The sequence below is a fragment of the Microbulbifer donghaiensis genome, assembly GCF_900129095.1.
In the GTDB taxonomy this organism is placed as follows: Bacteria; Pseudomonadota; Gammaproteobacteria; order Pseudomonadales; family Cellvibrionaceae; genus Microbulbifer; species Microbulbifer donghaiensis.
In genome coordinates, this window is record NZ_FQVA01000001.1 from 603,715 (window position 1) to 620,678 (window position 16,964).

The following is a 16,964-nucleotide window of genomic DNA, read 5'->3' on the forward strand; positions in this document are numbered from 1 at the left end:
CGGGACGCCAAATAGACCGGCATCTGGTCGCAAAGCACCGACACGATCGCTTTCTGCCGGGCTATTAGCGTCTGTGCTGCGCTTTCCACAGCCGCGGCGACAGCCCCGTCCAACGCCTGAAATTGCGGCTGAAAATGGCAACATCGGCGTAACCAAGATTCAGGGCCAGGTCGGTAATACTCAGTTGTCCATGTTGCAGATGCCGCTGGGCGATTTCCATGCGCGTGCACTGCAGCAACTCGCGAAAACTGGAGCCCTCTTGCTGCAATCGCTTTTGCAGTACGCGCGCATGCAGGTTCAGTGCAGCGCCGACTCGTTCCACACTGCACTCACCGCTGGGTAACAGGTTGGCAATAATGTGCCGCACCTGCGCCTGCAGGTTTCCCGGATAAATAGACTCCAGTAATTTGATGCGTTGTTGAAAGTGCTCGCGCAGTAACTGCTCGTCGTGCTGCGGCTTCCTGTCGGCCCAGCTCAGGGGAAAACTGACCCCGCCAAAATAGCTGTCGAAAACCAGACGACCGGAATATCGCTCCGATTGCGAAAATTTGCTCGCCGGCTTCGGCTGCGGCAGGTGAATCTTTAGTTGCGGACTCGCCGCATCGATCATCTGCGCCACCGTATTGAATGCCTGCCCGGCGCTCAGCTGCGTCAGCTGGGCGAGGCCACTGGCATTGGTGAAATCGAACCCCAGTTGCAGCTCCATCAGGTCGCCGTGCGGAACCTGATTTACGTGTACCCCGTAGGCGTGCAGGCGGATGTGCTGATCTGCATAGCGCAGTGCATCCCCCAGGGTTTCCTGCTGGCGGATAGACAGGGCAATCTCACCGAGCGCCAGCAGACTCTGCCCTGCCGACAGCCGCAAGCCGAACATCGGCTCTTCACAGATAGCCGCCGTGATATCCAGCAGATCCGCCAGGCGCGTGTAGGACACATAGGTGTTGGGATCGCGCAGCTGCGCGCTGCTGAAACCGGCCTCCCGCAATATCTGCGCGGGATTGCGGCCGAGCTGGCCCACCAGTTGTTCGTAACCCTCGATGGCGCCGCTGCGAATCAGAAACATCTGCCCTCCTCCATTCACAAACTCTTGCGCCCTATTCGCAAAAGATCAACTTTTGTTCGCAAATAGTCAAGTTGTTATTCCGCGCCATTTCATAGACTGCGAACAGCCCAATCGAGGGCTCCAAACAATAAGAAACCGAAACCAAAACCGGAGAAGATGCGATGAGTGAAGTGAAGACCCCTGTCCTCGAAATGCTGGCCGCCATGCAAAGCGGCGGCGTAGTGTCCCGCGACGACGCCCGTGAGGCCATCCTGCTTCAGGAAAGCGATCTGCCCTGGGTCAGCCTGCCCGACGGCTCACTGCTGCAGGTGCTGCATGTGGACCTGAACCAAAACCTGTGGATCATTCGTAACCGCTTCAAGCCCGGTTTCGGTGTCGACACCCACTACCACACCGGTCCCGTGTTTGCGGTGACTACTGCCGGTGAATGGTTCTACAAGGAATATCCCGCCAAGATCAACAAGGCCGGCTCTTACCTGTTCGAACCGGCGCACTCCGTACACACCCTGACCGTCGCCGACGATACCGAGGAAGATGCAGAAGTCTGGTTCGCGGTCTTCGGCAGTAACGTCAACATCGACGACGACGGCAACGTCACCAGCGTGCTCGACGCCAAGACGGTGATGAATGTCTACCGCGCCCTGTGCGCCGCCGAAGGCAAGACCTGCGAAAACATGATCGTCCTTGGCGAATAAGCGGAGTCAGTGATGAGCCGTTTGACTTCCGCCTTCGTCACCGGTGCCGGCGGCTTTATCGGCCGCCACCTGGTGCGCCAGCTACTGGCCGAAGAGGTCTCCGTCGTCGCCCTGATGATGCCCGGCGAGCCGGTCCCTGCCGAGTGGGGCGACCGCGTCCGCACGGTGATCGGCGACGTGCGCCAACTCACCGCGCTCGTCGACGAAATAGGGCCGATGGATACGATTTTCCATCTCGCCGCCGTAGTCGGCGACTGGGGCGCAAAGCAGACCCATGTCGACATAACCGTGCACGGTACCGAGCAGGCCATCGAGCTGGCGCTGCGCTGGAATGCGCACTTTGTGGTGACCACCAGCATCTGCGCCTATGCCAGCGCCCTCGCCCGCGGATCCCTCGACGAAGACAGCCCGCTCGGCAAAGTATCGTCGCCGTACGAGTACTGCAAGCAGGAACAGGAGCGCGTCACCCGCGAGGGCGTTGAACGCGACGGTCTCAAGGCGACCATCATTCGCCCCGCCAATGTGTTCGGCGTCGGCAGCGGTCCCTGGGTCAACCTGATGGCAGACATGCTGCGCCAACAGAAGCCCTGCCTGCTCGGCAGTGGCGAGTGGGACGCGGGGCTGGTGCACGTGAGGAACCTGGTGGCGATGCTGATCGCCGCCGCGCGTTCGGACTGCACCAGTGCCGATATTTTTGTCGCCGCGGATGGCTACGGGGTGACCTGGAAGAAATACCTGAGCCGACTCGCACAGCTGCTCGGAGCGCCGCAGCCGACTTCGGTACCCAACTGGCTGGCGCGCAGCCTGGCACCGGTTCTCGAATGGCTCGGGCATCTGCTACAGCAGGAAGAAAGGCCGCTGATTACCCGACAGTCTTTCCGCCTGATGGGCGGGCCCAATGAGTTCTCGACACTGAAAGCGAAACGACTACTGGGTTACACACCTGCCGTCAGCTTTGAACAGGCGATGCAGGAACTGTCCGAGCACTTCGGCAGTGCACAACCGTCGAGTAGCGCTCCGGCCGCGACCTCCTGAGGCCACTACACAGGGCCGACCACCGGCAGCAAAGCTGCCGGTGGTCCCGACTCCAATTTTTACTCCCCAAAATAACAACGACCACCAGAACCAGGAGAACTCACTATGGGCAACTGGAAAGACGGGACTCCGAAAACGGCATTTATCTCCGGCGGCGGCAGTGGTATCGGCCTGCATCTCACCCGCGAGATGTTGAAGCAAGGTACCAGTGTGGCCATCTTCGATCTGAACGTCGAAGACAGCCTGTTAAGCGAATTGCGCCAGCTCGGCGCAGGTAAAGCCCAGGTCGAGCGCTATATCGTGAATATTGCCGAGCCCGAGTCCGTGGACGCAGCGATGGACGAAGCGGCGGCGGAGCTGGGCAAGCCGGACTTTGCTATTAACTGCGCGGGTATCCTGCGCACGGCGGTATTTACGGAACTGTCCTACGAAATGTTTGAGCAGTCCATCCGCGTAAACCTGATCGGCAGTCGCAACTTCGCCGCCGGCGTGCTGAGGCATATGCCGCGCGGTGGCCACCTGGCCCTGATCGCTTCACTGGCAGGTATTTGTGGCAGCTACACCCACGGCGCCTATGCGGCCTCCAAGTTCGGTGTCGTCGGCCTGGCCGAAGTCCTGCGCACCGAACTCAAGCCGCGCGGTATTGCCGTTTCGGTGGTCTGCCCCGGTGAGATCCAGACGCCGATGCTCGATGCCGAGCGCGAGACCGGTAGCGCCGTTACCGAAGCCGTCAACGAATTTGCCGGCGTCATGTCCGTCGACGATGCCGTGCGCGGCATTATGCAGGGACTGCAGAAACGCGCCTTCATGATCACCCCGGGCTTCCGGGCGCGCCTGACCCGTGCGATGGCGAGAAAAACCAGCGCCCTCTTCCGCTGGGTTGTCGACGGCAAAGTGGCGGCGGCGCTGAAAGCGGAGCAGCGGGCATCCGCAGCGCGCTGAGTATCGCAAGGCAAACAACACACGGTCACAGCAAGACAATAAAAATAATTCTGAGAGAGAAGCACATGAACCTCAACACCCTGTCCGAGCCGCAGACGAAGAGACTGAGCGCGGCCATTCACGCACTGCTACCGGCACTCGCGTGTGCCAGCTTTACTGCCCAGGCAAAGGACTTCCAGCTCGGCGAAATCTCCGCAAGCGTGAACGGCGACCTGCGCGCCGGCGCCCAGTGGCTGGCCGAGGATCCGAATCCCGACTTTATTCACCAGGCCAACGCCGACCTGATCGGTTACGGCTCGGCCGGCGAGTTCAACCCCAACCTGGGGCGCGATCTCGATGACGGCCGCCTCAACTTTCGCGAGCGCGGCGACCTGGTCTCCACGCCCATGGTCCTCACCGGCACAGCAGAGCTGAAGCGCGGTAATCTCGGCCTCAATCTGCGCGGCCGGGTCTGGTATGACTACACCCTGCGCAACAAGGATATGGATTTCGGCAGTGCCGCCAACGGTTACGCCGCCGGCGAACCACTGGGTGACAGCCACGCCGATCAGTTGCGGGACTTTCGCTTCGAGGCCTATGCCTATGGCAACTTCAGGCCGGGTGAACGCGACCTGCACCTGGGGCTGGGAGACAAAGTGGTGGAATGGGGAGAAGGCCTTTTCTTCCAGAACGGCATCAACGCCATCAGTCCCTACGACGTTACCGCCCTGCGCCTGCCGGGAGCCGACCTGCGCCTGTCCGTGCCGATGGCCTACGCCAAATTCGATCTCAACGAGTCGATCTCGATGGAGGCTTTCTACCAGCTGCAGTGGCGCAAGACAGTACTGGACGGTTGCGGTACCGCCTTTTCCGCCTTCGACTATATCGCGGACAGTTGCGTCGGTGCCTTTCCGCAGGGACCGAACGATGCCCTGGCCAGTAGCGCCGGTCTCCATATCGCCCGCGGCCCGGACCGGGGAGCCCGCGACGACGGCCAGCTGGGCCTGGCAGTCAAAGTCACATCCGCCAGCCTCAACACCGAATTCGGCGCCTATGCACTGAACATCCATTCCCGCGAGCCGAATGCGAGCCTGCGTGTCAGTACCCACAGCACACCGGGCACCGGCTGGCGCAATCCGCTGGAAGATCCGCAGAACCGGGAGAACAACGGCTATTACTTCGCGGATTACGCCGAAGACATCCGCATCTATGGCCTGAGTTTTCACTCCAACCTGTTCCAGGCCACCCAGTTGTTCGGCGAGATCAGCTATCGTCCCAACCAGCCGGTACAGCTGGCAACCGGGGACCTGATACCAGCCTTCAGCAGCAGCCCGGAGTATCTGGCGAGCCTGATCGGCGAACAGCTCACGCTGGGCGAGGACGCCATCAACGCGGAACCCGGTTCCATTTACCAGGGTTACGACCGCCGTGAAATCTCCCAATTGTCCCTCGGTGCCATCCAGCCGATCCCGGCCGTACTGGGCTCGCGCGCCCTGGTATTGATCGCCGAGCTGGGCGCCAAGTACGTGCATGACCTGCCGGCACTCAGTGAGCGCCGTTACGCAAAGATCGATGCCTATGGCAGCGACCTCGCCCACAACAGTATCGGCGGCTGTCTGGTTGGCGTACCGGTGGCAGAGTACAAACAGTACGCCTGCTCAGCGGACGGCTATACCACCGACCTCTCCTGGGGTTACCGCCTGCGGGCGGAGCTACTCTACCCGCACCTGGTGGATGGCCTGACGGTAAAACCCTACCTGATGGTCGGGCAGGACGTGCAGGGCTGGTCCTACGACCGCAATTTCATCGAGGGCCGCCAGTCCGGTACGCTCGGTATTAACGCCGAGTACGGCAAGCGCTATAGCGCTGACCTCTTCTGGTCCGGCAGCGGTAACACGCCGATTGGCCAGACCGACCGCGACTACCTCGGTGTCAGCCTGTCGGCGAAATTCTGATACCGCAGTCGGTACTGCCCTTGCCGGGCAGTACCGGCACTTTGCCACGATGCATGGCGAGCGAACTATCGTCTTTCCGCAATTCTGTTCAGTAGACTCGTGCCTCCTCCCCCCGAAATGGCGTCACTGCCACAATCAGATCTCCCTGTCACCATCTGCTTAACAGCCCGCCGGACCCCTTGTCCTATCCTTATCGAATCATGAATACATTGATTCGCTCCACAGCCCTGATGGGATATATCGAACTGGTACAGGAACTGGGTGGCGACCCCGAGGCACTGCTGCAGCGATTTTTGATCGACCCGGAAAAGGTGCGTACACACGAGGGAGTGATCTCTCACGGGGCCATGATAAACCTGCTCGAGGAAACGGCCAGGGACCTGGACCGCCCTGATTTTGGCCTGCAGCTCTCGCACAAACAGGACCTGATGGTCCTGGGACCACTGGCAGTCATTGCACTGAATGCACCGACTGTCGGTCGCGCACTCGAGCAGATCATCCGCTATATGCATTACTACGCACCCGGCGTATTGATGGAACTGCACTGGGATGTAGAGCCGGGAATCTCGCGGATGTCCTTCGATCAGGCCACCAAGATCAAAAAGATCGGGCAAATCATGGATCTCACCCTTGGTGTCGCGGACAACTCATTGAAAATGCTCTACGACAAAACATTCCGGGCGGAGAGAGTGATGATCAGGGGGGATTCACCAGTCAGTATCCGCGAGTATTTTGTCCGCTTCGACGCGCCAGTATGTAAACAACAGCAGTATTACGCTTTGATGTTAAAAACCGTGGTGCTCGAAAAACCGATCAATCAATCGGATCCCAATATTCACGATATGCTCGAATCCTTTGTACAGAATGCCCTGCGCGACCAGCCGTTGACCATCCCTGCACAAGTAGAGCACCTGATTGCCGAATTGCTGCCGACCAACTGCTGCAACCTGAAGACTATCGCATCGCAACTGGGATTCCAGCCGCGCACTCTGCAACGTCACCTGGGATCGGCATCGCTATCTTTTGATGAACTCCTTGACCGCGCCCGTAGAGAGAAAACACTGCAGTACCTGGCGGAAAAAGATATGCCGATTGCGCAGGTCGCCTGCCTAGTCGGCTATGCGGATTCCACCACCTTCAGCCGCGCCTGCAAACGCTGGTTCGGCGTGCCACCGATTAAGCGGCGGCAGCAACTGTTAAGCAAGCTGTAGGTGCGATCATCAATATCTCCTCTCGGCCTGAACCCTTCAAGATTCCAGGTGTCACGCGCTGACGGGCCATACGGTCGACCTCTATTCGCCGGAAAAAGGTGACCAAGCAGTACTCACCGACCTTCGCCCTTCACAAACACCGTAAAACTGGCGACACTGCGCGAACAAAAATAAAGTTGAATCAGCGAGCTCTCCATGCAGTCACAGCATTTCGATGTACTGATCATTGGTGCGGGTCTGTCCGGTATCGGTACCGCCTGCCACCTGAGCCGGGAATGCCCGGACAAGCGCTTCGCCATCCTCGAACGCAGGGACAATGTGGGTGGCACCTGGGACCTGTTCCGTTACCCGGGTATCCGCTCGGATTCCGACATGTTCAGCTTCGGTTTCAAGTTCCGCCCCTGGAACGGGCTCAAGGTACTGGCAGACGGACCATCAATTCGCCAATACATCGGTGATACGGCCGCCGAATTCGGCGTGCATGACAAGATACATTTTGGTGTGGATCTGGCCGACGCCAACTGGTGCAGCGCGCAGCGGCGCTGGACGCTACAGGCCGCAGACACCAAAAGCGGCGCACCGCGCCGCTACACCTGTGACTACCTGATCTCCTGCACCGGTTACTACGACCATCACCAGGGCTATACGCCGGAGTTTTCGGGTATCAAGCAATTCAAAGGCCAGTTTATTCACCCGCAACAGTGGCCGGAAAATCTGCACTACCGCGGCAAAAAGGTCGTGGTGATCGGTAGCGGCGCTACCGCAGTCACACTGGTTCCAGCCATGGCCGAAGACGCGGAACACGTGACCATGCTGCAGCGCTCGCCGACCTATGTGCTGTCCATCCCCGCCTACGACAAGCTCTCCGAGATCCTGCAGAAGTTCCTGCCGGAGAGCTGGGTGTTCCGCATGGCGCGCTGGCGCAATATCAAGTTGCAGCGCTGGATGTTCAAGGTATCCAAGCGTTGGCCGAAGCTGATGCGCGCGCTTTACCTGCGCGGGGTGCGCAAAGGCCTCGGTGAAGATTTCGATATGCGCCATTTCACCCCGGACTATATGCCCTGGGACCAGCGCCTGTGTGCGATTCCGGATTCCGACCTGTTCGATGTCATCAAGACCGGCAAGGCCTCGGTAGTTACCGATGAGATTGACGCTTTCACCAAAGAGGGTATTCGCCTGAAGTCCGGTGAGGAACTGGAGGCCGATATTGTCATTTCCGCCACGGGTCTCAAGGTGCAGGTATTGGGCGGCATGCAGCTGCGGGTCGACGGCGAGCCGGTGATCATCAACCGCAAATTGACCTACAAGGCGGTGCTGATGGAAGGCGTGCCGAACATGTCATGGATCTTTGGTTACACCAATGCGCCCTGGACACTTAAGGCAGATATCGCCGCGCGCTATGTTTGCCGCCTGCTGAATCATATGGGACGCAACAACCAGCGAGTGTCAGTCGCGATTGATCGCGAAGACTGCGCCGAGGATACCTCCGTGATGAGCGCACTGCAGTCAGGCTACGTCCAACGTGGCAACGACGTACTGCCGCGCCAGGGCCGCAAGTATCCCTGGCGGCTTCTGAATGACTATGAGAAAGACGCAAAGATCTTGCTAGAGGCACCGCTGGAGGACGGCATACTGCAGTTCTATTCCGACGCTAAAACCGACCTGCATTTTGCGGTCGAGGCAGAAACCTCCGCAGGCTGATGCTATAAGAACATCTACCGGCTCGTTCCCCCGCCGCCAGCACCGTGCCATACCACGGTTTAGGCGGTTGCGGGCCGGCCCATAAAAACGACTCGCCTGCCTCGGCCTCTCCCCCCTCCGCCAATCCTGCTAGGCTACACTCACCCCCTTACCATTCTTGCTAAGTTTTCCCCCACTTCGGAATGGTTTTGCGCGCTGGCGGGATCGTGGTATTCGGACAGCCAAGTACGGCTTGGGATTTCAAAACTGTCGATCGCAATCAACGGAGTGAAATACGGGGAAAATGGCGGAAACCAAAAGGACAAAATTTTCGACTCACAGCGTCTTTGCCTGGCTGTTTGCGCTACTCTTTCTGACCTTGTGCGCGGCCATCCTGATTTCGACGATATCGACTTTCGTACAATTCTTCTTCTCGTCAGAAATTTTCTACAGCGAAAACGAAATTCCCGAAGTCATCATCAATGCCATCAGCAATCTGATTATCGCTCTGGCCATGTTTGAGCTCTATGTGGTCATCAAGATCAATATTCACGCGGAAGACCAGCTCGTCGCACTCCATTCCCTGCTCGAATCCGCCCCAAGATTTATCATCGTGGTGTGTGCAGCGCTTGCGCTCGAGGGGTTGGTGCTGGTCATAAAACTGATTCAGGATCAGAAGACAGAGGAGCTTCTTGCCCCAATTGCTGTGATCTTCAGTGCGGCGACACTACTCGTCGCACTCGGCGTCTTCCTGAAAATCTGTCCGCACAGAATCGGACTTGCCGAAGATTCCGACGACGAACCCGAGACCTAGGCGTTATCCATACAGTCTCATTGCCTGACGGGTGACGGCCCCTGCCAGGGCGCTGGACTATGATCGGGCCACGGAATTCCGCGATTAATACCTACGTCTGTGCCAAACCTTCGACACTCGCCCTTATGGCCGTGTAATCCGGCGCGGCAACCGCAGCTTGTAAGTGTCCAATGAATCAACCAGCAACGGATCGATCAAAGTCCTCCGCCCTTCCCCCGGCAGTCGCTACCCGCCTCGCAAAAGCTTTCGGCAGCGCGGCCAACGGACACCACGCCGCTCGCTCCGGTTTTCACCTGTTGCACGAGAACCTGTCCGCGCTGGCGGGCCGCGCCGTACTTATCGACGAGTCCGCCGTTTCCGTCGACCTGCAGTACTACATCTACCGCGATGACACCTCGGGCCGCATCCTCACCCAGAAACTACTTGACGCCGCAGACCGCGGCGTCCGCATTCGCCTGCTCGCGGACGACCTTGGCACACGACTAAACAACCCCTGGATTACGGCCCTCGATTCACACCCCGCGATCGAAGTACGCATCTTCAACCCAATCGGCGGTCACAGCGGCGTCCGCCGTCGCCTTGATCAACTGCTCAGTTTTGGCCGCATCAATCACCGCATGCACAACAAGCTGTTCATAGCGGACGGCATCGCAATGATCACGGGCGGGCGCAACCTTGCCGACGGTTACTTTACCAGCGCAGACATAGAGTTTATCGATGTGGATGCCCTGGCCATTGGCGCCGTTGTGTCAGACGCGACCAAGACGTTTGATGAATACTGGAACAGCGCGCTCGCGGTTTCGGTCTGCAACCTGATAACAACCGAGGGCGCCACTCACACCCTGCCGGAACTGCGTGCGCACCTGAGAAGAAAAAATCGGGAGGAACAGGATTCAGAATTCTTTCGCGCAGTAGAGGAGTCAGCGCTCGCGTCCGACCTCGCGGCGGGCAAGGTACCTTTTCACTGGGGACCGGCGACGCTGTACGCGGATCCACCGGCGAAGGCCATAGACCGTGAAAGCCTGCCGGTAAGCGAATTCCCCGGCTACAGGCTGAAGCAAGTCGTGCAAAAGACCCAAAAGCGGCTGCAAATCAGCAATGCCTATTTGATTCCGGGCGAACCGGGCATGCACCTGTTTACCGAATTACGAGAACGCGGCGTGCAGGTCGACGCGCTCACCAACGGACTCAGTTCTACCGATACGGCCCTGGCGCACGGCGCTTATTCCCGCTACCGCAAACCACTATTACGGGCCGGTGTACGCCTGTGGGAGCTGCAAGCCAATGCAGTGAGAGAACACCGCATGCGCTGGTTCAGTGGTAGTACTCAGTCGACCCTGCACGCGAAGACATTTGTACTCGACAGCGGCCGCGGCTTTGTCGGCTCCATCAATCTCGATAGCCGCTCCATGATTCTGAATACAGAAATCGGCGTCTTGATCGAAAACGATGAGATTAACGAACAGTTACACCAACTGTTTCGCGAGTGGACCGCACCTTCGATGGCCTGGCGTGTCGAACTGGATGAAGCTGGACAACTGACATGGCGCGGGGAAGATGAAGGCGGCAACACGCTGGAGGAACACAAGGATCCCGACAGCACCACCTGGCAGCGATTTCTGACCTGGGTACTTTCGAAGTTACCGGTGGAGTCGCAGATCTAGTCAGCCAGCCAGTCACGCGCGCGCCTGGCGTCCCCAAATTGCGATCAGCGTTGAGGCTCAGGAAGAAGACAGGCGCGAACGAACTATGATCTCCGACGTGAGGGTATTGTGCACCGGACAGCGGTTAGCAATTTCAAGCAGCCGCTGGCGCTGCTCACCGGTCAGGGCCCCTTCCAGCGTAATTTCCCGCACTATCTCGTCGATCTTGCCTTCCTTGGACTCGCAGTCTGCACAGTCCTTCGCGTGAATCTTGCGGTGTGACAGAATGGTGCGAACCCGATCGAGTGGAATTTTTTTGTGATCCGCGTACATGCGAATGGTCATGTTGGTACAGGCACCCAGCCCCAGGAGTACGTATTCATAGGGCCCTGGGCCTTTATTGTCGCCACCGAATTCCTCCGGCTCATCGGCAATCAGGTGATGTGGGCCCGACGTCAGCGACTGGATAAACTTACCCTCGCCGGCTTCCTCAACCGTGACGACTGTTGGAGTCGGCCCACCCATCAGATCTTCCTCTTTTTCTACGGCTGGCAACCGTGTTTGTCGCTACTTTTACCGGAAATCGCCGCGTATTTCCCCATAACAGCTTTAGTCTACGACGAACTGAAAATACAGAAGAAAACGGTAGCAATTTATTTACAATTCAAACTGCACCGACGCTCCAAAGAAATTCAGGGAGTAGTCGTCATAGCTGCCCTGCAGGCGGGGACTAAAGGGAGGCCGGCCGCTCTGATCGATATTCGGATCTCCCACCCATGCCAGGGTATAACCGACATCGAGTCGCAGGCCTGGGCATAGTTCCTTGCGGGCGCCCAGGCCCAGGCGCCACGTTTTGTCGACGACCAAATCGGCGGTGCGCGAATTCAGGTCTTCCATGCTGCTGTCGTAGCCGATGCCGGCGGACAGCGACCATCCCTGCAAGGCGCCTGCGCTGTATTGATGGCGGATGCCGAGGGCCCCGTGCCAGGTATCGTCGTATTCCCGGTTGATGGTCGCACTGGTCTGATCCGGGTTATCGATTTGAAACCCAATAAAACCAAACTCCGACCACTCCTGCCAGTTCACGTTGGCGTACAGGGTGGTGACCGCGGACAGGCGCTGCTGCAGGCTGAGTGTCACTGTCTGCGGGACGTCCATATCAATATCGGTGCGGGCGCCGTTCAGGCGAGACACAAGTAGCGAGAAAAGCGGACCAAAATCCCGCAGCCGCAGATCGTCCCTAAACTCCCAATCCACTTTCGATGTATAGGAGAGGCCCAGCGTGGTGGTTGCAGTCGGCTTGTAGATGACGCCGAGGTTTGCGCCAAAAGCGACATCCGTGTCGTCGTACTTCAGGCGGGCATCCCCTCCTAACAATCCTGCGCGCGGGCGCGACTCGTACTTGTAATAGCCGCCCATGATATTCAAGCCAAGGCCAAGCGACAGGCAATCACTCGCCTTCCAGCTCAGCGATGGCAGCAGGCTCATGCCGATTAAGCTGACATCCGTTACAAAGCGCCGGCCTTTCCAGTCATTGTCGTAGTCGAGTACACCGCCCATATTCCCCGCCATGGCAAACCCCCAGCCGACGCTGTCGGTCAGACGGCCCGCGGCAAAAAATCCACCGCCGGGAAACCACTCGATGGCGTTGCCGCCGTCGTTACCGGGCACGTTGCTCTGGCCACCGTCACTAAAATCGAGATGGCCATACATGAGCTGGCCCGAGGCCATGATCTCGGTATCGTCCCGCCAGACGGTGCCGGCGGGATTGGTATAGGCCGTTGACGCATCCTCCGGCATCGCGGCCCAGCCGGCGCCGGCAGTGCCGAGCGTCGGCGTGCCGATTTCCCAGACCATCAGGCCGCCGGCACTGGCCACTGGCGACACTAGCAGAACCGCAGCCGCCATGATCGACGCGCTGGTTTTGATGCGGTTGCGGTGGGGCTTCATAACCAACTCCATCTGGCTGCGATTACCAACTAATTGCCCTTGGGAAACAACAAAATGAAATTAAAACGGAATCCCATATTGTCAGCCCCGGCATCCGGGCTGTCGGCGTAATAGCGGGGGCCGGCCTGTATCTGGTAGGTCTGCTTTCCCACCTTGAATACTTTCGCGACAAAGAACCCGACGGGAACATTCCACTGCTCCGTTTCCCAGTCGTAAGTGGATTCTGTTTGCAAGGTGTAGGTCCAGGCGCTCGGCGTCGTATAGGAAAAAAAGGGCTGGATGAAGGTGCTGTTCACGTCGTCGCGCTTGCTGTCGCCGCCGAAGGACCAGATATGGTTGACGAGTGCGCCGATGGTCCAGCCGCCGGTCTGCTTGAGCACGACGCCCGTCGGACCGGCGCCCCATTTTTCTGTGCCCAGCTCCGGCTCGGTAGCGGTGGGAATCAGGAAGGCGGGGCCGACACCCCAGGTGATGCCGTTCACCGGTTCCTGCGGCGAGAAGAACAGACTCTGGGTGGTATCGCCGAGTCCCGTTTTTTCCGGCGTCTGCGGTAGCACGTCTTCCTGGTTGATCACAGGAACAATGGTGCGACTGATCAGGTTCCACTTTTCGTTCAGCGTAATCGGTATCACCGGCTGGATATTGAGCGTATAGCGACGACCTTGATTGAAGGGCCCCACATCGCGATCGAAATTGTTCTGGAAGGGCACGCTGATCAGACTGGAGACGGGGTTGGCCAGTTTCTTGGCCAGATCTTCACTACTCTGCGCAACAGATAGCGTGGAACACAGGAAAAATAGAAGAGCGGCGATAAGTCTCGGCATCCTTTCCTCTGCTGAAACAATCCAGGAAAAAATTTTTCGCTCCTGAAAGTCTAGAAAGGAAACAGCGATCGCCACGCGTCAAGTAGACGACAGTGTGCCGGCGGGGGGGAATTCGGTGTCAGCTTTACCAACAGGTGCAATGCCGTGACAAAAAAAAGCGGGCTAAGCCCGCTTACTTCGGAGGAATCTGCGCGATCAGCGCACGCCTTCCAGCAGGTGCCGCGCGATAATCAGGCGCTGGATTTCGCTGGTGCCTTCGTAAATGGTAGTGATGCGCACGTCGCGGGACATTCGTTCCAGCGGATATTCACGCGTATAGCCGACACCGCCGTGCATCTGCAGGGCGACGTAGCAGGCCTCGTTGGCCTTTTCGCTGGCGTAGAGCTTGCCCATGGAGGCGGCCGGACCGAAATGCATGCCGGCGTCCTTCTGCCACGCGGCCTGCAACAGCAGCAGGCGCGCCGCTTCCATCTCGGTATACTTGTCCGCCAGCTGCCATTGCAGCCCCTGGAACTGGGCCAGCTTCTTGCCGAACTGTTCGCGCTCCTGCAGGTAAGCGCGCGCGCAATCCAGCGCCTCCAGACCGATACCCAGCGCCAGCGAGCCGATACCGATGCGCCCTCCGGCCAGCTCACCCGCGGCGATGCGGAAGCCGCGGTTTTCTTCGCCCAGCAGGTTCGCGGCGGGGATGCGGCAGTCGTCGAACGCCACCTCATTGGTCACCGACGCCTTCTGCCCCATCTTCTCCTCGGCCTTGCCGATGATGAGGCCCGGCGTACCCGCCTCCACCAGGAAGCAGGAAATGCCCTTGCCTTTCGGCGCGTCGGAATCGGATACCGCCCAGACGACAAAAACACCGGCGAATTCGGCACTGCTGATAAACAGCTTGCTGCCGTTCAGTACGTATTCGTCACCGTCTTTGACCGCGCGGGTGCGCATGGCGGCAGCGTCGGAGCCGGAGCCCGGTTCGGTCAGGCAGAAGGAGCCGGCGGCGTACTCACCGCTGCAGATTTTTGGCAGATACCTAGCTCTCTGCTCCTCGCTGCCCATCGCCTGGATCACTTCGGCGACCATGTTGGTAACCGAAGTGGTCGTCGCGGTGGATGCACAGCCGCGCGCCAACTCGGTGATCGCCAGGCTAAAGGCGATAGTGCCGGCGCCGGTGCCGCCGTACTCGGGATCGATATTGATGCCCATAAAGCCCAGCTCGGCCAGCTGCTTGAGTTTCTCCAGCAGCAGTTCACGGTTGCCAGTTTTGTCCAGCTCCGCGGCGACGGGCTTCAGTTCGCTGTCGGCAAACTGGCGCGCCGCTTCCTGGATCATCTGCTGTTCTTCGGTGAGTGAAAAGTCCATACCGTACCTACTTATATTTATCTCGAAGTCTTCATGTAGGAGCCTGCTCGCAGGCGAATGCAAGGGTCAACAAAAACCCCGGAGAACTTCGCCTGCAAGCAGGCTCCTACATCATTACAGCGATCTCTCATCTCGTCATCGTTTGTAGATCAACCGGCGCAGCAACCCCTGCTGAACCGCCACGCCGAGCATAATAAAAACCAGACCGACAATGGTTGCCATTTGAATCTTCTCACCCACCAATATCGCAATCAAAAGCAACGAAAGTGGCGGCGAGAGATAAATCAGGTTACTGATACGCGCAGTATTGTCGCAATGCATCAACGCCGCCTGCCACAGCAGGAAGGCGATGCCCATTTCAAACAGGCCCACATAGATGGGCCCCAACCAGCCGGCCAGGGGCGGCCACTGCCAATCGCCCTGTACCAGGATTGCGCCTGCCAGCCACGGCAGGCCACACAGAAAACTCAACAACAGATTGATCGATGCATTGCCACCGATACGCGTGTTCAGCAGCCAGAAACAGCACCAGATCAGGGTACTGAACAACGCCAGCCCCACACCCAGGGGCTGTTCGAAGCGCAGACCCAGCAGGTTGCCGCCGGTGGCAATGACCAGCACGCCGCTGTAGCAGATCAGCGCGGCCACCAGATCCTGGGTCCGCAATTCCTGCTTCAGTACCGGTACCGACAGCAGCGCCAACAGAATGCCCCAAGTGTAATTGAGAGGCAGCACCTGCTGAGCGGGCAGCATGTCGTAGGCGTAAAAGAGCACAAGGTAATAGAGGAAGGGATTGCAGAAGCCGAGCGCGACATACCAGCGCCAGTTGCGCCGCCAGGCCAGACGCAAGTCGCCCCAGCGCCCCTCCCGCGTGACCACGATACTCATGACCAGGGTCGACACCAGGGCAGCGACGCTCACCAGCTGCAGCGGCGATACGTGCTGCAGCGAAAGCTTGAAGGCACTGGCCACTGTGGACCAGCAGAGCACGGCCGCCAGCGCCAGCATAACGGCGCGGCGGTTATCGACCGTCGGCAAACTACCCATAGATCGGTACAGCTATCAATTCCGGGGTTAGGCAGCCTGTAAAACTTAGACTGTTCTGCTGCGGGAAAGCCTAAGCCCGACAGGCTGCTAAGCTTTACAAGAGTTTTGTGCGCCAAGCGCGCTCAGCGCTTGCCACTCTTGCTCTTGGGTTCGGGATCCGGCACCGCCACCGCGGTATCGGTCTTCACCTCCTGGATCACCACATAGGTGTGGGTCTCGCGCACTCCGGGGATGGAGGCCAGTTTCTCGCCGAGGAAGCGGCGGTAACCGAGCATGTCTTTGATGCGGATTTTCACCAGATAGTCGAAACCACCGGCAACCATATGGCACTCCTGCACTTCCTCCAGGCTGGAAACATGCTGGTTGAACGCCTCCAGCGCCTCGGTGGCCGTGTCGGTCAGGGTGACCTGGATATAGACGACGAGGCCGGCGTGCACCTTGAGTGGATCCAGCAGCGCCACGTAGTCGCGGATAAAGCCTTCGCGCTCGAGGCGCTTGACCCGCTCCAGACACGGCGTGGGGCTCAGATTCACCCGCCGCGCCAGCTCCACGTTCGGCAGGCGCCCGTGGCGCTGCAGAATGCGCAGTATCTGCCGGTCGATACGGTCCAGATCTTCCAACTGTCGAGACATAGCAACATACCCTACTGGTAATCACGCAAACAGGCGTGATATTTAACCACAAGCGGCGGCAAAATGGCGATTAATTCTGAACACTTTCGCACATAATCCGGTTTTTTATTCTGGCCCCTAAACACAAAATCTGAGTTACAG

The 16,964-nt window shown here is 58.8% G+C and carries 15 protein-coding genes; 8 read left to right on the plus strand and 7 right to left on the minus strand.

What is annotated here, in order from left to right; all coding sequences use genetic code 11:
• Positions 1–64 precede the first annotated feature (64 nt).
• Entirely contained in the window at positions 65–1,063 is a 999-nt protein-coding gene (locus tag BUC36_RS02490; RefSeq protein WP_073271109.1) for a helix-turn-helix transcriptional regulator, read from the minus strand.
• Between the two features lie 161 nt (positions 1,064–1,224).
• On the opposite strand from BUC36_RS02490, the gene BUC36_RS02495 reads away from it, so the two are divergent.
• From BUC36_RS02495 to BUC36_RS02530, 8 genes are all read left to right on the plus strand, one after another.
• The gene (locus BUC36_RS02495) at positions 1,225–1,758 is read left to right on the plus strand and encodes a 2,4'-dihydroxyacetophenone dioxygenase family protein (protein WP_200797173.1); all 534 of its coding nucleotides are present in this window, start codon (positions 1,225–1,227) and stop codon (positions 1,756–1,758) included.
• Between the two features lie 12 nt (positions 1,759–1,770).
• Positions 1,771–2,793, plus strand: coding sequence for an NAD-dependent epimerase/dehydratase family protein (locus BUC36_RS02500; RefSeq protein WP_073271113.1), 1,023 nt, complete (start codon positions 1,771–1,773; stop codon positions 2,791–2,793).
• Between the two features lie 105 nt (positions 2,794–2,898).
• Entirely contained in the window at positions 2,899–3,735 is an 837-nt protein-coding gene (locus BUC36_RS02505; RefSeq protein WP_073271115.1) for an SDR family NAD(P)-dependent oxidoreductase, read from the plus strand.
• Positions 3,736–3,800: 65 nt separating this feature from the next.
• A complete protein-coding gene (locus BUC36_RS02510; protein WP_073271117.1) occupies positions 3,801–5,669 on the plus strand; it encodes a DUF1302 domain-containing protein in 1,869 nt (622 codons plus the stop codon).
• A 200-nt stretch (positions 5,670–5,869) separates the two neighbouring features.
• A complete protein-coding gene (locus tag BUC36_RS02515; RefSeq protein ID WP_073271119.1) occupies positions 5,870–6,880 on the plus strand; it encodes an AraC family transcriptional regulator in 1,011 nt (336 codons plus the stop codon).
• A gap of 195 nt (positions 6,881–7,075) precedes the next feature.
• A complete protein-coding gene (locus BUC36_RS02520) occupies positions 7,076–8,581 on the plus strand; it encodes a flavin-containing monooxygenase (protein ID WP_073271121.1) in 1,506 nt (501 codons plus the stop codon).
• A 283-nt stretch (positions 8,582–8,864) separates the two neighbouring features.
• Positions 8,865–9,374: a hypothetical protein gene (locus BUC36_RS02525; protein WP_073271125.1), complete on the plus strand. Its 510-nt coding sequence runs from the start codon at positions 8,865–8,867 to the stop codon at positions 9,372–9,374.
• A gap of 170 nt (positions 9,375–9,544) precedes the next feature.
• Entirely contained in the window at positions 9,545–11,038 is a 1,494-nt protein-coding gene (locus tag BUC36_RS02530; protein WP_073271127.1) for a phospholipase D family protein, read from the plus strand.
• Positions 11,039–11,095: 57 nt separating this feature from the next.
• On the opposite strand, the gene BUC36_RS02535 is transcribed toward BUC36_RS02530, so the two are convergent.
• The 6 genes from BUC36_RS02535 to BUC36_RS02560 form a co-directional block, all read right to left on the minus strand.
• Entirely contained in the window at positions 11,096–11,542 is a 447-nt protein-coding gene (locus tag BUC36_RS02535; protein WP_073271129.1) for an OsmC family protein, read from the minus strand.
• 132 nt (positions 11,543–11,674) lie between these two features.
• Positions 11,675–12,967 (minus strand): OmpP1/FadL family transporter, encoded by a 1,293-nt coding sequence (locus BUC36_RS02540; protein ID WP_159435969.1) that lies wholly within the window; start codon positions 12,965–12,967, stop codon positions 11,675–11,677.
• Positions 12,968–12,996: 29 nt separating this feature from the next.
• A complete protein-coding gene (locus BUC36_RS02545) occupies positions 12,997–13,791 on the minus strand; it encodes a hypothetical protein (RefSeq protein ID WP_073271131.1) in 795 nt (264 codons plus the stop codon).
• A 195-nt stretch (positions 13,792–13,986) separates the two neighbouring features.
• Positions 13,987–15,144 carry an acyl-CoA dehydrogenase family protein gene (locus BUC36_RS02550; RefSeq protein WP_073271133.1) on the minus strand — a complete coding sequence of 386 codons (1,158 nt, stop codon included), beginning with the start codon at positions 15,142–15,144 and terminating at the stop codon, positions 13,987–13,989.
• A gap of 135 nt (positions 15,145–15,279) precedes the next feature.
• On the minus strand, positions 15,280–16,191 hold the full coding sequence (locus BUC36_RS02555) for a DMT family transporter (RefSeq protein WP_073271135.1): 912 nt from the start codon (positions 16,189–16,191) through the stop codon (positions 15,280–15,282).
• 122 nt (positions 16,192–16,313) lie between these two features.
• On the minus strand, positions 16,314–16,823 hold the full coding sequence (locus BUC36_RS02560; RefSeq protein WP_073271137.1) for an Lrp/AsnC ligand binding domain-containing protein: 510 nt from the start codon (positions 16,821–16,823) through the stop codon (positions 16,314–16,316).
• Between the last annotated feature and the right edge of the window lie 141 nt (positions 16,824–16,964).

Coding starts and splice junctions, on each gene's coding strand:
- BUC36_RS02490 (WP_073271109.1), bottom strand. CDS start 1,063: ATGTTTCTGATTCGCAGCGGCGCCATCGAGGGTTACGAACAACTGGTG.
- BUC36_RS02555 (WP_073271135.1), bottom strand. CDS start 16,191: ATGGGTAGTTTGCCGACGGTCGATAACCGCCGCGCCGTTATGCTGGCG.
- BUC36_RS02560 (WP_073271137.1), bottom strand. CDS start 16,823: ATGTCTCGACAGTTGGAAGATCTGGACCGTATCGACCGGCAGATACTG.
- BUC36_RS02495 (WP_200797173.1), top strand. CDS start 1,225: ATGAGTGAAGTGAAGACCCCTGTCCTCGAAATGCTGGCCGCCATGCAA.
- BUC36_RS02540 (WP_159435969.1), bottom strand. CDS start 12,967: ATGAAGCCCCACCGCAACCGCATCAAAACCAGCGCGTCGATCATGGCG.
- BUC36_RS02545 (WP_073271131.1), bottom strand. CDS start 13,791: ATGCCGAGACTTATCGCCGCTCTTCTATTTTTCCTGTGTTCCACGCTA.
- BUC36_RS02525 (WP_073271125.1), top strand. CDS start 8,865: ATGGCGGAAACCAAAAGGACAAAATTTTCGACTCACAGCGTCTTTGCC.
- BUC36_RS02515 (WP_073271119.1), top strand. CDS start 5,870: ATGAATACATTGATTCGCTCCACAGCCCTGATGGGATATATCGAACTG.
- BUC36_RS02510 (WP_073271117.1), top strand. CDS start 3,801: ATGAACCTCAACACCCTGTCCGAGCCGCAGACGAAGAGACTGAGCGCG.
- BUC36_RS02530 (WP_073271127.1), top strand. CDS start 9,545: ATGAATCAACCAGCAACGGATCGATCAAAGTCCTCCGCCCTTCCCCCG.
- BUC36_RS02505 (WP_073271115.1), top strand. CDS start 2,899: ATGGGCAACTGGAAAGACGGGACTCCGAAAACGGCATTTATCTCCGGC.
- BUC36_RS02535 (WP_073271129.1), bottom strand. CDS start 11,542: ATGGGTGGGCCGACTCCAACAGTCGTCACGGTTGAGGAAGCCGGCGAG.
- BUC36_RS02500 (WP_073271113.1), top strand. CDS start 1,771: ATGAGCCGTTTGACTTCCGCCTTCGTCACCGGTGCCGGCGGCTTTATC.
- BUC36_RS02520 (WP_073271121.1), top strand. CDS start 7,076: ATGCAGTCACAGCATTTCGATGTACTGATCATTGGTGCGGGTCTGTCC.
- BUC36_RS02550 (WP_073271133.1), bottom strand. CDS start 15,144: ATGGACTTTTCACTCACCGAAGAACAGCAGATGATCCAGGAAGCGGCG.